The 16,180-nt window shown below is 60.3% G+C and carries 15 protein-coding genes and 2 rRNA genes; 10 read left to right on the forward strand and 7 right to left on the reverse strand.

Annotation, left to right across the window (positions count from 1 at the left end):
• From ACU680_RS00005 to ACU680_RS00025, 5 genes are all read left to right on the forward strand, one after another.
• A 23S ribosomal RNA gene (locus ACU680_RS00005) occupies positions 1 to 169 on the forward strand; the annotation flags it as partial.
• 153 nt (positions 170 to 322) lie between these two features.
• Positions 323 to 438, forward strand: a 5S ribosomal RNA gene (gene rrf / locus ACU680_RS00010).
• Positions 439 to 588: 150 nt separating this feature from the next.
• On the forward strand, positions 589 to 1,248 hold the full coding sequence (locus ACU680_RS00015) for a paraquat-inducible protein A (protein WP_367085732.1): 660 nt from the start codon (positions 589 to 591) through the stop codon (positions 1,246 to 1,248).
• Positions 1,235 to 1,858, forward strand: coding sequence for a paraquat-inducible protein A (locus ACU680_RS00020; RefSeq protein WP_448178345.1), 624 nt, complete (start codon positions 1,235 to 1,237; stop codon positions 1,856 to 1,858). The genes ACU680_RS00015 and ACU680_RS00020 overlap by 14 nt, the downstream gene beginning before the upstream one ends.
• Complete coding sequence (locus ACU680_RS00025) at positions 1,851 to 4,154, forward strand: PqiB family protein (RefSeq protein WP_367085731.1); 2,304 nt, start codon at positions 1,851 to 1,853, stop codon at positions 4,152 to 4,154. Before ACU680_RS00020 ends, ACU680_RS00025 begins: the two co-directional genes overlap by 8 nt.
• 216 nt (positions 4,155 to 4,370) lie before the next feature.
• Here ACU680_RS00025 and mksF read toward each other — a convergent pair whose 3' ends face one another.
• From mksF to mksB, 3 genes are read right to left on the reverse strand one after another with little or no spacing between them, the layout of a single operon-like run.
• Positions 4,371 to 7,211: an Mks condensin complex protein MksF gene (gene mksF / locus ACU680_RS00030; protein ID WP_003228206.1), complete on the reverse strand. Its 2,841-nt coding sequence runs from the start codon at positions 7,209 to 7,211 to the stop codon at positions 4,371 to 4,373.
• Positions 7,208 to 7,909, reverse strand: a complete 702-nt coding sequence (mksE, locus tag ACU680_RS00035; RefSeq protein ID WP_448178346.1) for an Mks condensin complex protein MksE — start codon at positions 7,907 to 7,909, stop codon at positions 7,208 to 7,210. The genes mksF and mksE overlap by 4 nt, the downstream gene beginning before the upstream one ends.
• Complete coding sequence (gene mksB / locus ACU680_RS00040) at positions 7,899 to 9,182, reverse strand: Mks condensin complex protein MksB (protein WP_448178347.1); 1,284 nt, start codon at positions 9,180 to 9,182, stop codon at positions 7,899 to 7,901. Before mksB ends, mksE begins: the two co-directional genes overlap by 11 nt.
• Before the next feature lie 233 nt (positions 9,183 to 9,415).
• On the opposite strand from mksB, the gene ACU680_RS00045 reads away from it, so the two are divergent.
• Both ACU680_RS00045 and rimI read left to right on the forward strand, forming a co-directional pair.
• On the forward strand, positions 9,416 to 10,162 hold the full coding sequence (locus ACU680_RS00045) for an energy transducer TonB (RefSeq protein WP_448178707.1): 747 nt from the start codon (positions 9,416 to 9,418) through the stop codon (positions 10,160 to 10,162).
• Positions 10,155 to 10,607: a ribosomal protein S18-alanine N-acetyltransferase gene (rimI, locus tag ACU680_RS00050; RefSeq protein ID WP_007961522.1), complete on the forward strand. Its 453-nt coding sequence runs from the start codon at positions 10,155 to 10,157 to the stop codon at positions 10,605 to 10,607. Before ACU680_RS00045 ends, rimI begins: the two co-directional genes overlap by 8 nt.
• Before the next feature lie 112 nt (positions 10,608 to 10,719).
• On the opposite strand, the gene ACU680_RS00055 is transcribed toward rimI, so the two are convergent.
• Positions 10,720 to 11,124, reverse strand: coding sequence for a serine kinase/phosphatase (locus ACU680_RS00055; RefSeq protein ID WP_400764706.1), 405 nt, complete (start codon positions 11,122 to 11,124; stop codon positions 10,720 to 10,722).
• 140 nt (positions 11,125 to 11,264) lie between these two features.
• Here ACU680_RS00055 and can point away from each other — a divergent pair, with 140 nt between their 5' ends.
• Entirely contained in the window at positions 11,265 to 11,909 is a 645-nt protein-coding gene (gene can / locus ACU680_RS00060) for a carbonate dehydratase (protein ID WP_003228196.1), read from the forward strand.
• Between the two features lie 6 nt (positions 11,910 to 11,915).
• On the opposite strand, the gene ACU680_RS00065 is transcribed toward can, so the two are convergent.
• The 3 genes from ACU680_RS00065 to ACU680_RS00075 all read right to left on the reverse strand — a co-directional run bounded on the left by ACU680_RS00065 (position 11,916) and on the right by ACU680_RS00075 (position 15,611).
• On the reverse strand, positions 11,916 to 12,431 hold the full coding sequence (locus tag ACU680_RS00065; RefSeq protein WP_448178348.1) for an SET domain-containing protein-lysine N-methyltransferase: 516 nt from the start codon (positions 12,429 to 12,431) through the stop codon (positions 11,916 to 11,918).
• Between the two features lie 177 nt (positions 12,432 to 12,608).
• A complete protein-coding gene (locus ACU680_RS00070) occupies positions 12,609 to 13,790 on the reverse strand; it encodes a hypothetical protein (RefSeq protein WP_448178349.1) in 1,182 nt (393 codons plus the stop codon).
• A 120-nt stretch (positions 13,791 to 13,910) separates the two neighbouring features.
• Positions 13,911 to 15,611 (reverse strand): acid phosphatase, encoded by a 1,701-nt coding sequence (locus ACU680_RS00075; RefSeq protein ID WP_448178350.1) that lies wholly within the window; start codon positions 15,609 to 15,611, stop codon positions 13,911 to 13,913.
• 146 nt (positions 15,612 to 15,757) lie between these two features.
• Here ACU680_RS00075 and ACU680_RS00080 point away from each other — a divergent pair, with 146 nt between their 5' ends.
• Together ACU680_RS00080 and ACU680_RS00085 are read left to right on the forward strand one after the other, a co-directional pair.
• The gene (locus ACU680_RS00080; protein WP_103368563.1) at positions 15,758 to 16,048 is read left to right on the forward strand and encodes a nucleotidyltransferase family protein; all 291 of its coding nucleotides are present in this window, start codon (positions 15,758 to 15,760) and stop codon (positions 16,046 to 16,048) included.
• On the forward strand, positions 16,045 to 16,158 hold the full coding sequence (locus ACU680_RS00085) for a HepT-like ribonuclease domain-containing protein (RefSeq protein WP_448178351.1): 114 nt from the start codon (positions 16,045 to 16,047) through the stop codon (positions 16,156 to 16,158). Before ACU680_RS00080 ends, ACU680_RS00085 begins: the two co-directional genes overlap by 4 nt.
• Positions 16,159 to 16,180 lie beyond the last annotated feature (22 nt).

Consider the following 16,180-nt stretch of genomic DNA (forward strand, 5'->3'; position numbering starts at 1 on the left):
AGATAACCGCTGAAAGCATCTAAGCGGGAAACTTGCCTCAAGATGAGATCTCACTGGAACCTTGAGTTCCCTGAAGGGCCGTCGAAGACTACGACGTTGATAGGTTGGGTGTGTAAGCGCTGTGAGGCGTTGAGCTAACCAATACTAATTGCCCGTGAGGCTTGACCATATAACACCCAAGCAATCTGACTACTCGAGAGAGACCAGATTGCGGTGTGTGAAGACGCAATGAACCGAAAGTTCGCGCTGCTCACAAACACCTGTATCACATACCCGATTTGCTGAAGCGAGGCCAACCGGCCGCGAGTCAGTACCCGAATTTCTTGACGACCATAGAGCGTTGGAACCACCTGATCCCATCCCGAACTCAGAAGTGAAACGATGCATCGCCGATGGTAGTGTGGGGTTTCCCCATGTGAGAGTAGGTCATCGTCAAGATTAAATTCCGAAACCCCAATTGCGAAAGCAGTTGGGGTTTTGTTTTGCCCGCAGGAAAGTATTTTTGCTTAGCCAGCGAACAATTTTGCACAGTTATTTTCGAATCAGAACACTAGAATAACCCCCATCTTTTTCGGAGCCAGAGCCTTTATGTCAGATCCGGTTGACGCCCAAGGGCTGTCAGATTTACCGCTGGAAGACTTGGTGGCCTGTCATGAGTGCGACCTGCTGATGCGCAAGCCCGAGCTTGCCTATGGCGAGAAAGCGCTCTGCCCGCGCTGCGGTTACGAGTTGTACGCCCATCGCCATAATGTGGTGCAGCGCAGCCTTGCCTTGGTGATCGCAGCATTATTGCTGTATATCCCGGCAAACTTTTTACCCATCATGCAACTCAATATCCTCGGACAATCTTCGCAGGATACGGTCTGGAGCGGCGTGCTCGGCTTGTTCAATACGGACATGCAGGGCGTTTCGATCGTCGTATTCCTGTGCAGTATGGCCATTCCGTTGCTGAAGTTGCTTTGCCAGTTATTCGTTTTGCTGACGATCCGTTTCAACATCGGCCGCAGTTACGGCTTGCTGCTCTACCGCATTTATCACCACCTCAAAGACTGGGGCATGCTCGAGGTCTACCTCATGGGCGTCCTCGTGGCGATCGTCAAACTGGCGGACATGGCGGCCATCACCGTCGGCCTCGGTCTGGCGTGTTTCATCGGTTTGTTGTTGGTCCAGGTCTGGCTGGAAGTGGTGATGTCACCGCACCAGATCTGGCAGGCATTATCAGGAGAGGATGCCCATGCGGGCGATTGATGCGGGCATTCTGATCTGTACCGAATGCCATGAATTGAACAGACAGGATGCGGACACCGACGAGCAGACCTGCACGCGCTGCGGCGCGCTGGTTCACGCTCGCCGGCCCAACAGCCTGGTCCGAACCTGGGCCCTGCTGATCACGGCTGCGATTATCTATATTCCGGCCAACGTGTTGCCGATCATGACCGTCAGCTCTTTGGGTCAGGGCGACCCTAGCACCATCATGTCCGGCGTGATCCAGTTGGTGCAGCACGGCATGATCCCGATTGCCGCCGTGGTGTTCATCGCCAGTATTCTGGTGCCGACCTTCAAGCTGGTGGGCATCGCGTTGTTGCTGTTTTCGGTGCAGCGATGCCAGCCATTGTCTGCACGGCAGCGGATCTGGATGTACCGCTTCATCGAGTTCATCGGTCGCTGGTCGATGCTCGATATCTTTGTGATCGCCATTCTGGTGGCGGTCGTCAACTTCGGCCGGCTTGCCAGTGTCGAAGCCAACCTTGGCGCCATCGCCTTCGCCAGTGTGGTGATTCTGACGATGCTTGCCGCAGTAACTTTCGATCCCCGACTGATTTGGGATAACACGGAGTCGGACGACGACCATGACTGATTTGCCTGTAGCGAAAACCCGACCGGCCTCCAACTGGTCTGCCATTTGGGTACTGCCTCTGATTGCCCTGATCATCGGCGGCTGGCTCGGCTGGCGTGCCTATAACGAAACCGGCATCGAGATTCAGGTGCGTTTCGAAAGCGGTGAAGGCATCCAGGCCAACAAGACCGAAGTGGTCTACAAGGGCATGCCAGTGGGTAAAGTGAAGACACTCAAACTGGATGACGAAGGCAACTCCAAAGGGGTAATTGCCACCGTCGAAATGAACAAGGACGTCGAGCAATACCTCAAGACCAGCACGCGTTTCTGGCTGGTGAAACCGAGCGTGACCCTGGCCGGCATTACCGGTCTGGAAACCCTGGTTTCAGGTAATTACGTGGCCATCAGTCCCGGTGAAGGCGAGCCGACCCGCAAGTTCAAGGCACTCGCCGAAGAGCCGCCGCTGTCGGACTCCAAGCCCGGCCTGCACCTGACCATCAAGGCCGATCGCCTTGGTTCGCTGAACCGCGGCAGTCCGGTGTTCTACAAACAGATCAAGGTCGGTCAGATCAAAAGCTACGTGCTGTCTGAAGACCAGAGCACCGTTGAGCTCAAAGTGTTCATCGAGCCGACCTACGCCAAACTGGTGCGCAAACACACACGTTTCTGGAATGCCAGCGGCATCAGCATCGACGCCAACCTGTCCGGGGTAAAGGTACGCAGCGAGTCTCTGGCGAGCATCGTCGCCGGCGGTATCGCCTTCGCCACACCGGAGAATCGCAAGGACAGTCCACCCACTGATCCAAGCCTGCCGTTCCGCCTGTATGAGGACTTCGACGCCGCCGCTGCCGGCATCCGGGTCAAGGTCAAACTCAGTGACTTCGAAGGCCTGCAGGCCGGCCGTACGCCGGTGATGTACAAGGGCATTCAGGTCGGCAACATGAAAGCGTTGAAAATCGATCCGGATCTGAATAGCGCCACGGCCGAGCTGACGCTGGATCCTCTGGCGGAAGACTATCTGGTCGAAGGCACGCAGTTCTGGGTGGTCAAACCGTCGATTTCCCTGGCCGGTATCACCGGGCTCGAAGCGTTGGTCAAAGGTAACTACATCGCCGTGCGTCCGGGCGACAAAGGTGCCGCGCCGAAACGCGAGTTCGAGGCGCGGCCAAAAGCGCCGCCGCTGGATCTGCGTTCGCCGGGTCTGCACCTGGTGCTGTTCACCGATGTTCTCGGTTCGATCGAAGTCGGCAGTCCGATTCTGTACAAGCAGGTCAAGGTCGGTTCGGTTCAGAGCTATCAGTTCTCCAAGACCAAAAAACAAATCGTCATTGGCGTGCATATCGAGAAGGAATACGAAAACCTGGTCAACGCGTCGACACGCTTCTGGAACGTCAGCGGCATCACCCTCACCGGTGGTCTGACGGGCGGGATTCAGGTCAAGAGCGAGTCGTTGCAGACGTTGATGGCCGGCGGCATTGCCTTCGAAACACCGCAAGCCAAAGCGCCGCTGCAGAAGCGTATTCCACGCTTCCGGCTGTTCGCCAACCATGACGAGGCCAACCAGAAAGGCACTTTAGTCACGATCAAGGTCGACCGCGCCGATGGTTTGCGTCCGGGCACGCCGATTCGTTTCAAAGGCCTGGATGTCGGCAAGATTGAAGACGTCGATCTGACCGACGATCTGCAAGCCGTGATGATTACCGCGCGGATCACCGAAGTGCCGGAGCGCATTGCGCGGGTCGGCAGTCAGTTCTGGGTGGTCAAGCCAGAGTTGGGACTGATCAAGACGCAGAACCTGGAAACCCTGGTTACCGGGCAGTATGTGGAAGTGCAGCCGGCGGCAAAAAACCTCGGCCCGCAGAAGAACTTCGTTGCGCTGGCCAGTCCGCCGGAAGTCGCCAAACAGGAAGCCGGTTTGAGTCTGGTGTTGAGCGCTGCGCGCCGTGGCTCACTGAAACCGGGCGTACCCGTGACCTACCGAGAAATCACTGTGGGCAAAGTCACGGGCTATGAGCTGGGTCAGACCGCAGATCGCGTCTTGGTGCACATTCTGATCGAGCCGAAGTACGCGCCGCTGGTGCGCAGCGGCAGCCGATTCTGGAACACCAGCGGTGTCGGTTTCGACATCGGCTTGTTCAATGGTCTGACGGTGCGCACGGAGTCGCTGGAGACGGCGATTCAGGGTGGCATCGCCTTCGCCACGCCGGACGGTGAGCGCATGGGCAACCCGGCACGACCTGAGCAGACGTTCCCGCTGTTCGACAAGTTCGAGGATGAGTGGCTGACCTGGGCGCCGAAGATTTCGCTCGGTAAGTAATCCGGAATTGATGTGGCGTCTGGGAGGACGCCTTCGCTGGCAAGCCAGCTCCCACAGGGTTTTATGTCGTATACAGAATTTGTGTTTAGCGCAAAAACCTGTGGGAGCTGGCTTGCCAGCGATGAGGTCCTCTAAGTCAGCACAAACCCAAAGCCATAAAAAAGGGCCGCGATCCCAACAGATCGCGGCCCTTTTTTTGCCTTCAGCTAACGCCGGTCAAACCTCATCCAGCTCCGGCTCATCGGCTTGCACATTGACGGTGGCCTTCACCACATCATGGCGGCGGATGTACTTCCAGTCCGCCTCGTCGATGTAGATCCCCGCCGGACCGCTGCCGCCCTCTAGGTCGATGGCGACACTGGCGCAGACTTGCGGCTTCACGCTCGCCAGAATCGGCACGAAGCCCAGTTGCAGGCTGGTTTCCAGCAGCGCGGCCTGGTTCTTCTCGTCGATGTCCGCCGCCTCATCGAGGTAGTACGGCAAGCGCACGCGACCGGCGAGGTCGCGATCCATCAAGTGCAGCAACAAGTACATGTTGGTCAGCGCCTTGATGGTCATAGTGGTGCCGTTGGAGGCCGCGCCGTCGATGTCGGTGTGAATCACCGGCTGACCGTTGACCTTGGTGATCTCGAACGCCAGTTCGAACAAGTCCTTGAGGCCTAGTTGGTTGTGGTTCGCTGCCACCAACCGTGCCAGATATTCCTTGGCCTCTTCGTTCTTGTTGTCCTGTTCGGCGCTCTGGCTCAGATCGAACACCGACAGGGTTTCGCCTTCTTCGTACTGACCGGCGCTGTGGATGATCTGGTCGATGTGCTTGAGCGCTTCCTTGTTCGGCGCCAGGACGATGCGGAAGCTCTGCAGGTTGGACACCTGACGCTTGTTGATCTCGCGGTTGAACAGCGCCAGTTGGTGTTCGAGGCTGTCGTAGTCGCTGCGAATGTTGCGCAGGGTCCGGGCGATGTCGGTGACCGCCGCACGCCGTGCCTTGCCCAATGTCAGGGCTTCGTCGGTACGGTGCGCGTAAGCGTTGATCAGCAGCGACAGACGGCGCTCCATGTCGTCTTCGCTGTCGAACTTGGCCACGCCTTTGAGGCGTACTTGCGCGTACAGCGCTTCGATCTGCCCGTCAGCGCGCAGCAAGCCTTGCCAGCTGTCCTGATAGTCGTTGAGCAGCGGCAGCAGGTTGTCCATCGAGTCGTCGACTGGATCCATGAACGGCGTGCCGAACGGCAGGTCCGCCGGCAGCAGTTGACGGCGACGCAAGGCGTCGTCGAGGGTGCGCTGCTTGGCTTCCATGTCGGCGATCTGCCGACCGACCAGTTGCAGCTTGGCTGACAGCTGCTGGACGCGCTCGGTGAACGCATCGCTGGAGCGCTTGAGTTCGTCCTGCGCGGCTTCCATCTGCGCCAGTTGCTCGAGCTTGTCGCCTTCTTCGGCGCTCAGCGTCTGGGTACGGCGGAAATCTTCCAGGGCTTTCTGCGCATCCAGCACTTGCTGATACAGCGCTTCGGTCTGGGTCTTGCTCGCGGCGCGGTCGGCAGCCACGGCTTGCTGGGTTTTCAGTTGCTTGAGTTCTTTTTCCAGACGCTCTTTCTGGTCACGCAGCGCGGCGCGGTCGGCCAGCGCTTGCAGAGCTGGCGGCTCGATGTGCGAGATGTCGATCGACAGCCCCGGCACTTCGAAACGCTCGCCCTTGAAGCCATCGAGGATCAGCTCGACTGATTTGACCCACTCGCCATCCTCGTCGAGGGTGATGCCATGTTCGCCCAGCGGCAGACTGAACAGCGCGCTGTTGAACAGGCGCATCAGGCGCTCGACGTCCTGCTGTGAGAACTCCTCACGCAGGCGCGCATAGCTGTTGTTGTCGGCGTGATCGAGTTGCTGCTTCACCGACTTCAGGCGTTTTTCCAGATCGCGCAGACGCTCTTCCAGATCCTCGGCGCTGAACTGTCGGGACTGTGCCAGCGCACCGGCCAGTTCGTCGTGGGCATCCTTGGCCGCGAGCAACTGTTGCTCCAGCACTTTCACGTCATCGACCAGGGCGAAGCGGTTCTTCAGCACCGACAACTCACCGAGCCAGCGTTGGATACCGGAAATTTCCCGCTCCAGACGCATCAGTTCCTGCGTGCCACCGCGCTGATCGTTTTGCAGATCGTCCTGCTCGCGACGGTAGTGTTCGGCCTGAATGGTCAGCTCTTCCTTGCGCGCCGTGGCGTAGTCCGACCAGGTGCCGAGCAACGAGTCGAGCAGCGGCGACAGGCGATGCAGCTTGCCGCGCAGCACATCGCGCTGTTTCACGCCGTTGGCCAAGGCTTCGACCAGCGGGCCGGCGGCGACCAGCGAGTTGTAGTCCTGCTCCATGCGGCGCACGTCGCGGAAGGCTTCTTCGCACGCGGCGATGTAATCGACGCTGCCGGAACGCAGGCTGTGCTCGAAGGCATCGAGGAACAGTTGCTTCAACTTGGCCGCAGTGATTTCACGCATGTGCAGCAGGTTGATGAACAGCGCGCGGAAGGTTTTCAGGCTCTGCTCGCTGGTGGAGCGCAGCGGGATCAGCGTCAGGTCCAGCGGGATAGAGGTGTGCCCGCCCACCAGCAGACGACGCAATTCATCAGGTTTGAGTTCGTAGGCTTTCAGGCCTTCTTTCTCAAGGTTGCTGAACAGCTCTTTCTGCCGCAGGCAGGTGTCGTTCTTCTGGTAATGCGCCAGATCCAGCTTGCCGGCATAAGCGAAGAACTGGTGACCGAAACCACCACCCGGGCCGCGACCGACCACACCGATCACGTGCGGACCGTGGGGCAGATTGACTTCGACGAGGATGTAACTGGTGTCGGAGGCGAAGTAGAAACGCCGCGATTGTTCCAGGCTGTACTTGCCGAAACTCATGTCCGACATGCGCGCCAGAATCGGGAACTGCAAGGCGTTGATCGACGCCGACTTACCGAGGTTATTCGCGCCGTAAACCGACAGCGGTTCTTCCAGCGGGAACAGGCCGAGGCTGTAACCGGCGGTGTTCAAAAGAGCAAAGCGGCGGATGCCGTAGCGTTCCTGGCTCATGCGTCGGACTCCTGTTCTTCGGCAATGGCGCGGGCCAGTGCGTCTTCTTCGCTTTCTTCTTCGAATTCGGACAGATCAAGCGGATCGTCGGTCTCGAGGAATTTCGCTTCGGCTTCTTCGTCGATCACCACCGGTGCCGGCAGCGGCAGCACGCTGTGCACGCTGGCCGCCAGATCGCGGTCCTGTTGCACCGACAGGCACACGTCGAGGAAACGGTGCATCGGCGGCAGGAAGCGGTACACGCCGTTTTCTTCGCCGGCGAAACCAAGCTGAGTCATGCGACGCATGATTTTTTCTTCGAGCTCTTCAACGGTCTGCACTTCGGCCTGGATGAACAGGTCGCGGTATTTGTCCAGCAGCGACGGCAATTCTTCGCGGCCGAGGCTGCCGCCGTCGAGCACGGCAATCGGGTCGCGGCCCTGATCGGCCAGGTGCTCGACGAGGATGAAGGTGAACAGTGCCAGACGCTGGGCGGTCTTGTTCACCGCCGCAGCGGCCATGTCCGGCACGAAGTAGTAGAAACCCCGGGTGTCGCAGACCAGCTCGAACCCCAGCGCCTTGAACAGCGTGCGGTATTGATCCTGGAAGTTCGACAGTTGCGCGTACAGCTCCGGGTCGCGGCGGCTGACGTGGTAGCCCTTGAACAGCTCACGGAAGATCGGCGCCAGTTGGGACAGTTCGGATAGATCAAGATGCATTGGGGATGCTCGCAGAATCCTCGGCGGCGGCAGGGTCGCGGGCCGAGAGCAGGGCGAAGGAGCGCAGGCTGACCTGGTGCTCGTGAGTGTGGTATTCGCGGCGTTCCAGACGCTCGCGGGTGAAGCGTTTTTCCCGCGACAGACGCGAGAACCAGTAGAGCAATTCGTCGGTGGCGCCGTCCGGTTCCTGCTCCAGCAACCATGTCATCAGATCCGGCATCGGCAGCGATTCTTCGCAGCGCTCGACCATCTCGCGCACGGTGCGCGGTGCGCGCGGGGCGTCGCCGGTCTTCTGGGTCTTGTGCGCCTTGGGGAAACGCGCCGGTTTCGGCTCGAAACGCGCCAGGGCGTAGACGTAGGCCTCGACCTGACTGGCGCTGCCGAGGAAGGTGCTTTGCGGCCGGGTGAACAGTGGCATCGCCGCTTGCGGCACGGCATCGATGCCTTTGCGGCGAATCGCCGCCAGTGCGAGTGCGGCGCCACGGGTCACGGCGTTGTGCCGGCGCGCCTCTTCACGCAGCGGCAGCAGCAGTTCGCGGGCGTGGCGCAGGGTCAGCTGGGCGCTGGTCTGCATCTCGAGGATGCGCGCGTGGGTGCGCAGCAGCATGTCGTCATCGACCAGATGGCCGAGGCGCTGCTGTTCGCTGAGCATCTTCAGCAGCACGGTTTCGACCTTGCGCACGCCTTGTTCGAAGGCGCCGTCGGCGTTCACCAGGTCGATCATCGGCTCGACGTATTCGTCCCAGGTTGCCAACACTTCGGCGTATCGCTGACGCAACGGAATCTGCCGGTCGCTGGTCTTGGCCCGTTCGGCCACGGCCACCAGTGCCTGCTCATCGTTATCGAGCTTTTTCAGCACGTCGCGAACGCGCATGTCGAGCAAACGCAGTTGACGGGCGAGGTCGTTGCCATCGCGCACGTCGAACGCGTCCTGAATGTAGCCGGCCAGCCGTTCGAGGTGGCGCAGATAGGCTTCAATTTCCAGGCACAGGCCCAGACGGTGCTCACGACGCAGGTAGGCGAGGAAGTCGTGGATCTGCGCGTTGAGCTCGAAACGGTTCGGGCTTTTCGCCACGGGCACCAGAATGTCCAGGCGAATCCACACGTCGAGCAGGCTGGTGATGTCCTGCGGCGTGCTGTCCAGTTGTTGGGCGGCCAGTTGCGTGCGCAGTTCGTTGAGGCTCAGGGTGCCCTGGTCGAAGTGCTCGCACAGTGGCTCCAGAAGTGCCCAGTGTTCAGCGAGGGCGCGCAAGACGCGCTTGGGTTCGATCATCGGAATGGCCGGCTGGTTGGCGATTAAAAGCCGCGATTGTACTGCATCGGGAGGGATGCGATTCACTCTCGGGACGGGCTGTCGCATTTTCTCAGGGAGCGAGCCCAGGTAAAGGCTATCGATCAACAGCAAGCGATCTTGAACGAAGGGCGGTAGAATCAGCCTACTTTCAGTTATCCACAAGTGGCCGACCTTTGCTTATCGAGTCCCGCCGCCGCGCCTATTTGAACGCCATGCAGGTGGTCAACTGGCTGCCGCGCACCGAATTGCCTTTCGCCGCCCCGTCGCGGCCCGAGCTGCTGGACATGCCCGAGCCTGAGCCCGAGGTCGTGGCGATGCCGGTCGCTCAGGCCCAAGCCCCGGTGCAGACTGCACTGCGCCCGGTCGAACGGCCGAAGATCGAAGTGCCACGCCCGTCGCTCGCCAGCACCCGCACCGGTGCCAAACCGGTGGCAGAGGTCGAGGAGGCGCCGGTCGTGGTCAAACCCGCGCCCGTGCCGCCTCCGCGTTTCGCTCTGCAACTGCTGCGCGCCGGGGCTTGCCTGCTGCTGGTCGAGTTACCCACAGGCGAAGCGTTCCAGAGCCGCGATCCGGCTTATCTGCTGCTTAAGGACATGCTGCGCGCCGCCGGTCTGCCGGATGCGCCACAAATCGTCGGCGAACCGGTGCGCTGGCCATGGTTGAATCGCGGCACCATGGACCAAGGCCCGGAGGCGGCGCGCGACTTCGTTCAAGGCTTCCTTTCGGTGCAAATGGAAGCGGCGCCTTGCGCCTGCCTGTGGCTGATCGGTCTGCCGGCGGTGCGCTTTGCCGGTGAGGCGGATGCTGCAGCGTTCAATAGTGAGTTGCAGATCGAAGGCCTGGGCCAGGCCTGGGCCATCCCCGGTCTGGAATTGTTAATGGAAGAGCCGCAGCGCAAAGCCGCTGTGTGGCAAGCCATGCGTCGGCTGATGGCGCGCTGGAAACCATCGAATGAGTGAAGCTGTATCGTTCCGCCCGATGACCGAGGCGGACCTGGACGCGGTATTGAAGATCGAATACGCGGCGTACAGCCATCCCTGGACCCGCGGGATTTTTCTCGACGGGCTGGGCAAGTATCAAATCTGGCTGATGTTCGAAGGCCAGCAGCAGGTCGGCCATGGCGTGGTGCAGATCATTCTGGATGAGGCGCACCTGCTGAACATCACGGTCAAGCCGGAAAATCAGGGGCGTGGGCTGGGGCTGACGCTGCTCGAGCATCTGATGTCGCGAGCGTATGCGGCTGAAGCGCGGGAGTGTTTTCTGGAAGTGCGTGACAGCAATACTGCGGCGTTCAAGCTGTATGAGCGCTATGGATTCAATGAGATTGGCCGGCGGCGGGATTATTATCCGGCGGTGGGCGGGCGTGAAGATGCTGTGGTCATGGCCTGCACGTTGGTTGACTGAATACCTGTAGGAGCTGCCGCAGGCTGCGATCTGTTGATGTTGTTTTTAAAAGCAAGATCAAAAGATCGCAGCCTGCGGCAGCTCCTACAGTGAGTCGCGTCACATCAGGCTATCAGCGGTTGCCATCCAGCGGATCGCGCCGCGCCAGCTCCGCCTCATCCAGGCCATTGCCGCCGCCGATGTCGTCTTCATCGACAATGCTCAGATCCCAATCCGCCTGATTGCCTTCGCCAGCTTCCTCGGCATCCCGGGCGCCATCTTCATGAATCAGTGTTTCCGGACTCATATCGTCGTCGGTCGGTTCATGGTCAGCGGTCGATGCACCGGTAAACCCGGCCTCGCGTACTCTTTCGTTGGGCATCAGTTGCTCGCGTTCACGTTCCGGAATCTCGTCGCCAATCTTGGCGCTGGGTTCGTCTTCATCGAAATCCAGCTCGTGCACCGAGCCCATGCGGTCTTCGTTGTCATCGATGGGTTCCGGTTGCACCGCATCGTACGGACGTCGTGAATCAGTCATGGCAAATCCTCATACTGTGGGCCTTACTGAGTGGACTCACCGGGCACCCGAGAATTCCAAAGAAAAACACCGGCGATTCTCGCGTGACCCCGACGGGCGGTCGTCTGTCATACCTGCGCATCTTTCTTGAGGCCTTAACCATGCACGACTTACAAGACCTGATTGATAACAACGAGCGTTGGGCTGACGCGATCACCAAGGAAGACCCGGATTTCTTCGCCAAGCTGGCGCGCCAGCAGACCCCGGAATATCTGTGGATCGGCTGCTCCGACGCACGGGTGCCGGCCAACGAGATCGTCGGCATGCTGCCGGGCGATCTGTTCGTACACCGCAACGTCGCCAACGTGGTGCTGCACACTGACCTCAATTGCCTGTCGGTGATCCAGTACGCAGTCGATGTGCTCAAGGTCAAACACATCCTTGTCACCGGCCACTACGGTTGCGGCGGGGTCCGCGCCTCGATGCAGGATCGCCAGTTCGGTCTGATCGATGGCTGGCTGCGTTCGATCCGCGACCTGTATTACGAAAAACGAGAAGAACTGGCCAAGCTGCCCACCGAGGAAGAGCAGGTCGATCGGCTGTGCGAGCTCAACGTCGTCCAGCAAGTGGCCAACGTCGCCCACACCAGCATCATCCAGAATGCCTGGCATCGCGGGCAGAGCCTGTCGATCCACGGCTGCATTTACGGCATCAAGGACGGTCGCTGGAAAAGCCTGAACACCACCATCAGCGGTTTCGAGCAACTGCCGCCGCAATATCGCCTGCGTCCGGTCGGAGCCTTGTAATCCCGATCAGTGCGCGTGCCGCCAGTGCTGCAAAAAGTGCTGGCCCTCGATACTGGGTGGCTCGTCGTAACCGGTGATCCACCCCCGACAGCGCGGCGAGCCACAGGTGCAGGCGAATTGCTGCAACAAACGGTCCTCGGTGGCGGCGAGGTCGATGGTCAGGCGTTCACCCGGCTGAATGTCGCGCAGCGCCCACAGCCACAGTTCACTCATGTCCAGAAATACATTCGGATCGCAGGCATGTTCGAGCAACCCGCAAAAGCGCGGGTCGTAGATATGGATGCCGGCCAGTAGCTGGCGGGTCTGGCGACAGCGATAGGGCAGCAGTTGCCCGGACACCCGACACATCCGGGTGATGCGCAAGAATGCCCGGCGCGCCACCACTGCCGCGCGACCATGGCTGTTCTGAACGATTTGGAAATCCTCAGTCGAGGGGAAACCCAACCGTACCGGCAACCCGGCAAATGGGTAGATACCCGGTGTGTCGCGGGGGATGGGGTGTTGATGTGCCTGGTTGTTCATAACGATCCCTGTCGGCAAATGCTGCGACTTCCCCGGTCTGACGTCCTGTCAGCGCTGCAACATGTTTGGATCCAATATTCCGGTGTATCTCTCAAACCGTCTACTGTCAGATCTGACAGGCGTAATCCGCTGCTTCCCGCGTCAGCATTGACTGACACGGGAAGCTTTTTCAGCGGATCAGAGGTGTGGTGCGGGAACGGCGGTGTCCGGCAATTCGCCCTGAAGCTGTTGCAGCTGCGTCTTGATCGGCGTGGTCGAGCACTTGGCGGCAGCATCCGCCGGGCTCAGGTTGCGGATCGAGGTGTAGAACAGCTCACAGGTTTTGACCTTCTGCGTCACTTGCCAAGACTGCTTGCAGCTGTCGAGCAGGGTTTTCGCATCGGTACCGGGTTTGCTGCCCATTCCGGCCTGCCAGCAAGCGGCGCTCAAGTCCTGACCCATGACCTTCAAACCGGCGGCATCGGCTTTCGCTTCATCGCCGTCGTAGCTCGCCGGATCGGCGGCGTACCAGATGTAGCTCGGGTGGTTCGATCCCAGCACCGGCACGTTCACCCCTGCACTCGGGCTGATAGTCGCCAGACCCAATACCGCCACGGTCGGGCCGTATTGCTGCTTGATCCAGTTACGCACCGGCGCACCGAAGGCGACCATCGGCAGGGTGCTACCGGCGCTGGTCTGGCTGAACTGCTTGACCAGCGTGGTCTGGTAATCCTTGAAGTAGTCGTAGACGCCCTCCAGATCACTGCCGGCATTGGACGGCGCGGCGATTGGCGCGATGTCGATGATGGTCTGATAGGCCGGCGTCTGGTCAGCCGGGATGCCGTTGGCGGTCAGCAGCGTGGCCCAGCGGTCGGTGGTGTTCGAGCGCAGATAATCCTGGGCCTGGGTTAGCGAGTAATCGGGCGGAAAGTGCAGCAGTTCGACGCTCTTGCGGTTTTCCAGGGCCATGCCCAACGGCAGGAACAGATACCAGCTGTACGCCCACTTGCCATCGGCATTGAGCTTGCTGGCGCCGGTATAGGCCAGATCCCCGGCGTCCAGTAGCGCCGACAGCGGCTTGTCGTAGCCTTCGGGAACGCCGCTGATCTCGGCGTAAATCTGCCCGTTATCGTTCTTCACCAACACCTTGGCATTGCTGTAGCCATCGCGTTGCACGCTCTGGCTCAGGTAATGGGCGACGGTCTGCTCCAGCGACCAGTTGCGATAGCAGATCACGCTGCAGTTGTTGGGGTAGGCGAAGAGGCGGGTGACGCGTTCGGTGCTGCCCAGCTTCAGATCGACATCGGCGTGGGCCGCCGCGCTCAGGGTGAGCGCGGCGAGGGTGAAGGCTGCGGAGGTCAGTCCTGCGAGTTTGAACATGCTCAGATCCTTTTCAGCGTGGGTTCCCCGGGATTTCGGGGCGCTTCATATTGGATCAGCCGTGTTGCACAGAGAAGCCGTCATTCACGGATTTTTGCGTCAGCCCGCAGAACCGGGTTTTCAGGCCTGAAACTGCAGAGCGTTGGTCAGGTCGCCCATGGGTTTCTGGCCGCGTGCGCTCATCGCCTCATCGCGCTGCTTGAGGCCATCGAGGGTTTCGAGCTGGAACACCCGGGTGATCAGGCGCAGGATCGACGCCGTGTCGTAGACCGTGTGATCCACCGTGCCTTTGCGGGCGAACGGCGACACCACCAGCGCCGGCACCCGTGAACCCGGGCCCCAGCGATCGCCTTTGGGCGGCGCCACGTGATCCCACCAGCCGCCGTTTTCATCGACAGTGACAACCACCACCATGTTTTTCCACTGCGGACTTTCACGCAGCACTTTCAAGGCGCGGACGATGTGCCGGTCACCCGAGGCGACGTCGGCATAACCGGCGTGCATGTTCAGGTTGCCCTGGGGTTTGTAGAAACTCACCGCCGGCAACTTGCCGGCCTCGGCATCGGCGAAGAATTTGTTGGTGCTTGATTCATCGCCCAGGCCGGCATCGCGCAGGCGTTTGTTACGCTCGTCCGGGTTCTCCGGACCTTGCTGCTTGAAGTAGTTGAACGGTTGGTGGTGATACTGGAAGTTGGGGATCTTCGGAATCCCGCCCGAATCCTTGTACTGCTCCAGCGTCGCCTGCCACGCGCCGGCATACCAGGCCCAGTCGACGTTCTTCTTCGACAGCTTGTCGCCGATGTGCTCGTGGGTCTGCGGCACCATCACGTTGGGCAGATCCGGCTTGGAGTAGGCCGGACGCTCCGGGTCGCGAATCCACGTCGGCCAGTACGGCGGGGCAAGGGTGTTCACACCGTAGCCGTCCGGGGTCAGCGCACTCGGGCCGAACTGCGGCGGACCGGTCATGGCGCTGGCCGGCGATTGTTCCAGTGGTTTGAGGCGCGGATCGGCGGGGTCAGCGCTTTGCAGCGTTGCGATTTGCGATTTGGCTACCGAATTGGCCGCGTCCGGATAGAACGGCGCGGTGGCGCTGATCAGATACTGGTGGTTGAGGAACGAGCCGCCGAAAGCGCCCTGGAAGAAGTTGTCGCACAGCACGAATTCTTGCGCCACGTCCCACAGGCGCAGCGAGTAACGACTCTGTGCGTAATGACCCATGGTCAGCCCACCGGAATCGGCCCAGGCGACGAAGCCGTCGTTCTTGCCACCATTGATCTGCATCTGGTTCTGATAAAACACGTGCCACAAATCACGGGTGACCAGGCCGAACGGCAAATCTTCACCATTCGGGCCTTTGAGGGCGAACGGTGCGTTGGGCAGATTTTCCTGAAACTGCGTAGCGGCGGGGTAGGTCACGCCATCGAGGGTTTGCGGGCCGATCTGCAACACGCCGCCCCAGGCGGGGGGCAGGGACTGCAACAGACTGCCGTCGCGGTCACGTTGCTGGTAATCGGCAGGCTTGAGCGACGACAGCGGCTTCTCGACACCGGGGAAATCACCGAACAGGTTGTTGAAGCTGCGGTTCTCGGCGTAGATCACCACCACGGTTTTCACCTGCTCGCGCAGGGCCTTGTCCAGCTCGGCTGGCGTCAGCGGTCGCTCGACTGGTTTGCCCGGCTGATCGCTGGCGCTGCCACAGCCGGCCAGCGTCGCGCCCACGCCGAGGACGGCAACACCACCGAGGAAGCGGCGGCGGCTGGTGTCGGTAGGGGTGTCGGATTCTGGCGAGGTGGGTTCTTTGTCGTTCGTCTCGTCGTTCATGTCGCGCCCGTTTTGCTTAAATGTTTCAGTATGTTTCGGCGGACGCTAGCAAGGGAATGTGACGGTTGGGTTACAAAATCGTGCGGTGTCTACGACCCCTCCGCACTGCTAGACTGCTGCAATACCGAAACTGGCCTGAGTGAACCATGAAGCCTTCCATTGCTCTTGATCTGCAACGAGCTGCCGTTCGTGAGGTTGTCGGCAGATTCCGTGTGGCCAATCCGCGCGTGTTTGGCTCGACGGTGTTGGGGACCGATATGGAAGGCAGTGACCTTGATCTGTTGGTCGATCCATTGCCCGGTGCCACCTTGTTTGATCTCGGCGGGCTTCAGGTTGAGCTTGAAGATTTGCTGGGCGTTACCGTCGACCTGCTGACGCCGGGAGACCTTCCGCTGAAGTTTCGTCAGCAGGTACTTGAACAGGCCCGGCCCGTATGAACGAGAACCGACTTGCTCATGGCTATTTCATCAATCTGGATGTCGTCTGGGATACGGTTCAAGTTGCTTTGCCTGAACTGTTGAGATTCCTGCCCTCCGAGCAACATTGATTGCACCTGCCCTAAGGCAGGT

It is taken from the genome of Pseudomonas sp. LF020 (assembly GCF_053456425.1).

Excerpts from the sequence above, each read along its gene's own strand:
- ACU680_RS00020 (WP_448178345.1), top strand. The coding sequence starts at position 1,235 with ATGCGGGCGATTGATGCGGGCATTCTGATCTGTACCGAATGCCATGAA.
- ACU680_RS00025 (WP_367085731.1), top strand. The coding sequence starts at position 1,851 with ATGACTGATTTGCCTGTAGCGAAAACCCGACCGGCCTCCAACTGGTCT.
- ACU680_RS00065 (WP_448178348.1), bottom strand. The coding sequence starts at position 12,431 with ATGAACAACCAGGCACATCAACACCCCATCCCCCGCGACACACCGGGT.
- can (WP_003228196.1), top strand. The coding sequence starts at position 11,265 with ATGCACGACTTACAAGACCTGATTGATAACAACGAGCGTTGGGCTGAC.
- ACU680_RS00070 (WP_448178349.1), bottom strand. The coding sequence starts at position 13,790 with ATGTTCAAACTCGCAGGACTGACCTCCGCAGCCTTCACCCTCGCCGCG.
- ACU680_RS00080 (WP_103368563.1), top strand. The coding sequence starts at position 15,758 with ATGAAGCCTTCCATTGCTCTTGATCTGCAACGAGCTGCCGTTCGTGAG.
- mksF (WP_003228206.1), bottom strand. The coding sequence starts at position 7,211 with ATGAGCCAGGAACGCTACGGCATCCGCCGCTTTGCTCTTTTGAACACC.
- ACU680_RS00015 (WP_367085732.1), top strand. The coding sequence starts at position 589 with ATGTCAGATCCGGTTGACGCCCAAGGGCTGTCAGATTTACCGCTGGAA.
- ACU680_RS00075 (WP_448178350.1), bottom strand. The coding sequence starts at position 15,611 with ATGAACGACGAGACGAACGACAAAGAACCCACCTCGCCAGAATCCGAC.
- rimI (WP_007961522.1), top strand. The coding sequence starts at position 10,155 with ATGAGTGAAGCTGTATCGTTCCGCCCGATGACCGAGGCGGACCTGGAC.
- mksB (WP_448178347.1), bottom strand. The coding sequence starts at position 9,182 with ATGATCGAACCCAAGCGCGTCTTGCGCGCCCTCGCTGAACACTGGGCA.
- ACU680_RS00045 (WP_448178707.1), top strand. The coding sequence starts at position 9,416 with ATGCAGGTGGTCAACTGGCTGCCGCGCACCGAATTGCCTTTCGCCGCC.
- ACU680_RS00085 (WP_448178351.1), top strand. The coding sequence starts at position 16,045 with ATGAACGAGAACCGACTTGCTCATGGCTATTTCATCAATCTGGATGTC.
- mksE (WP_448178346.1), bottom strand. The coding sequence starts at position 7,909 with ATGCATCTTGATCTATCCGAACTGTCCCAACTGGCGCCGATCTTCCGT.
- ACU680_RS00055 (WP_400764706.1), bottom strand. The coding sequence starts at position 11,124 with ATGACTGATTCACGACGTCCGTACGATGCGGTGCAACCGGAACCCATC.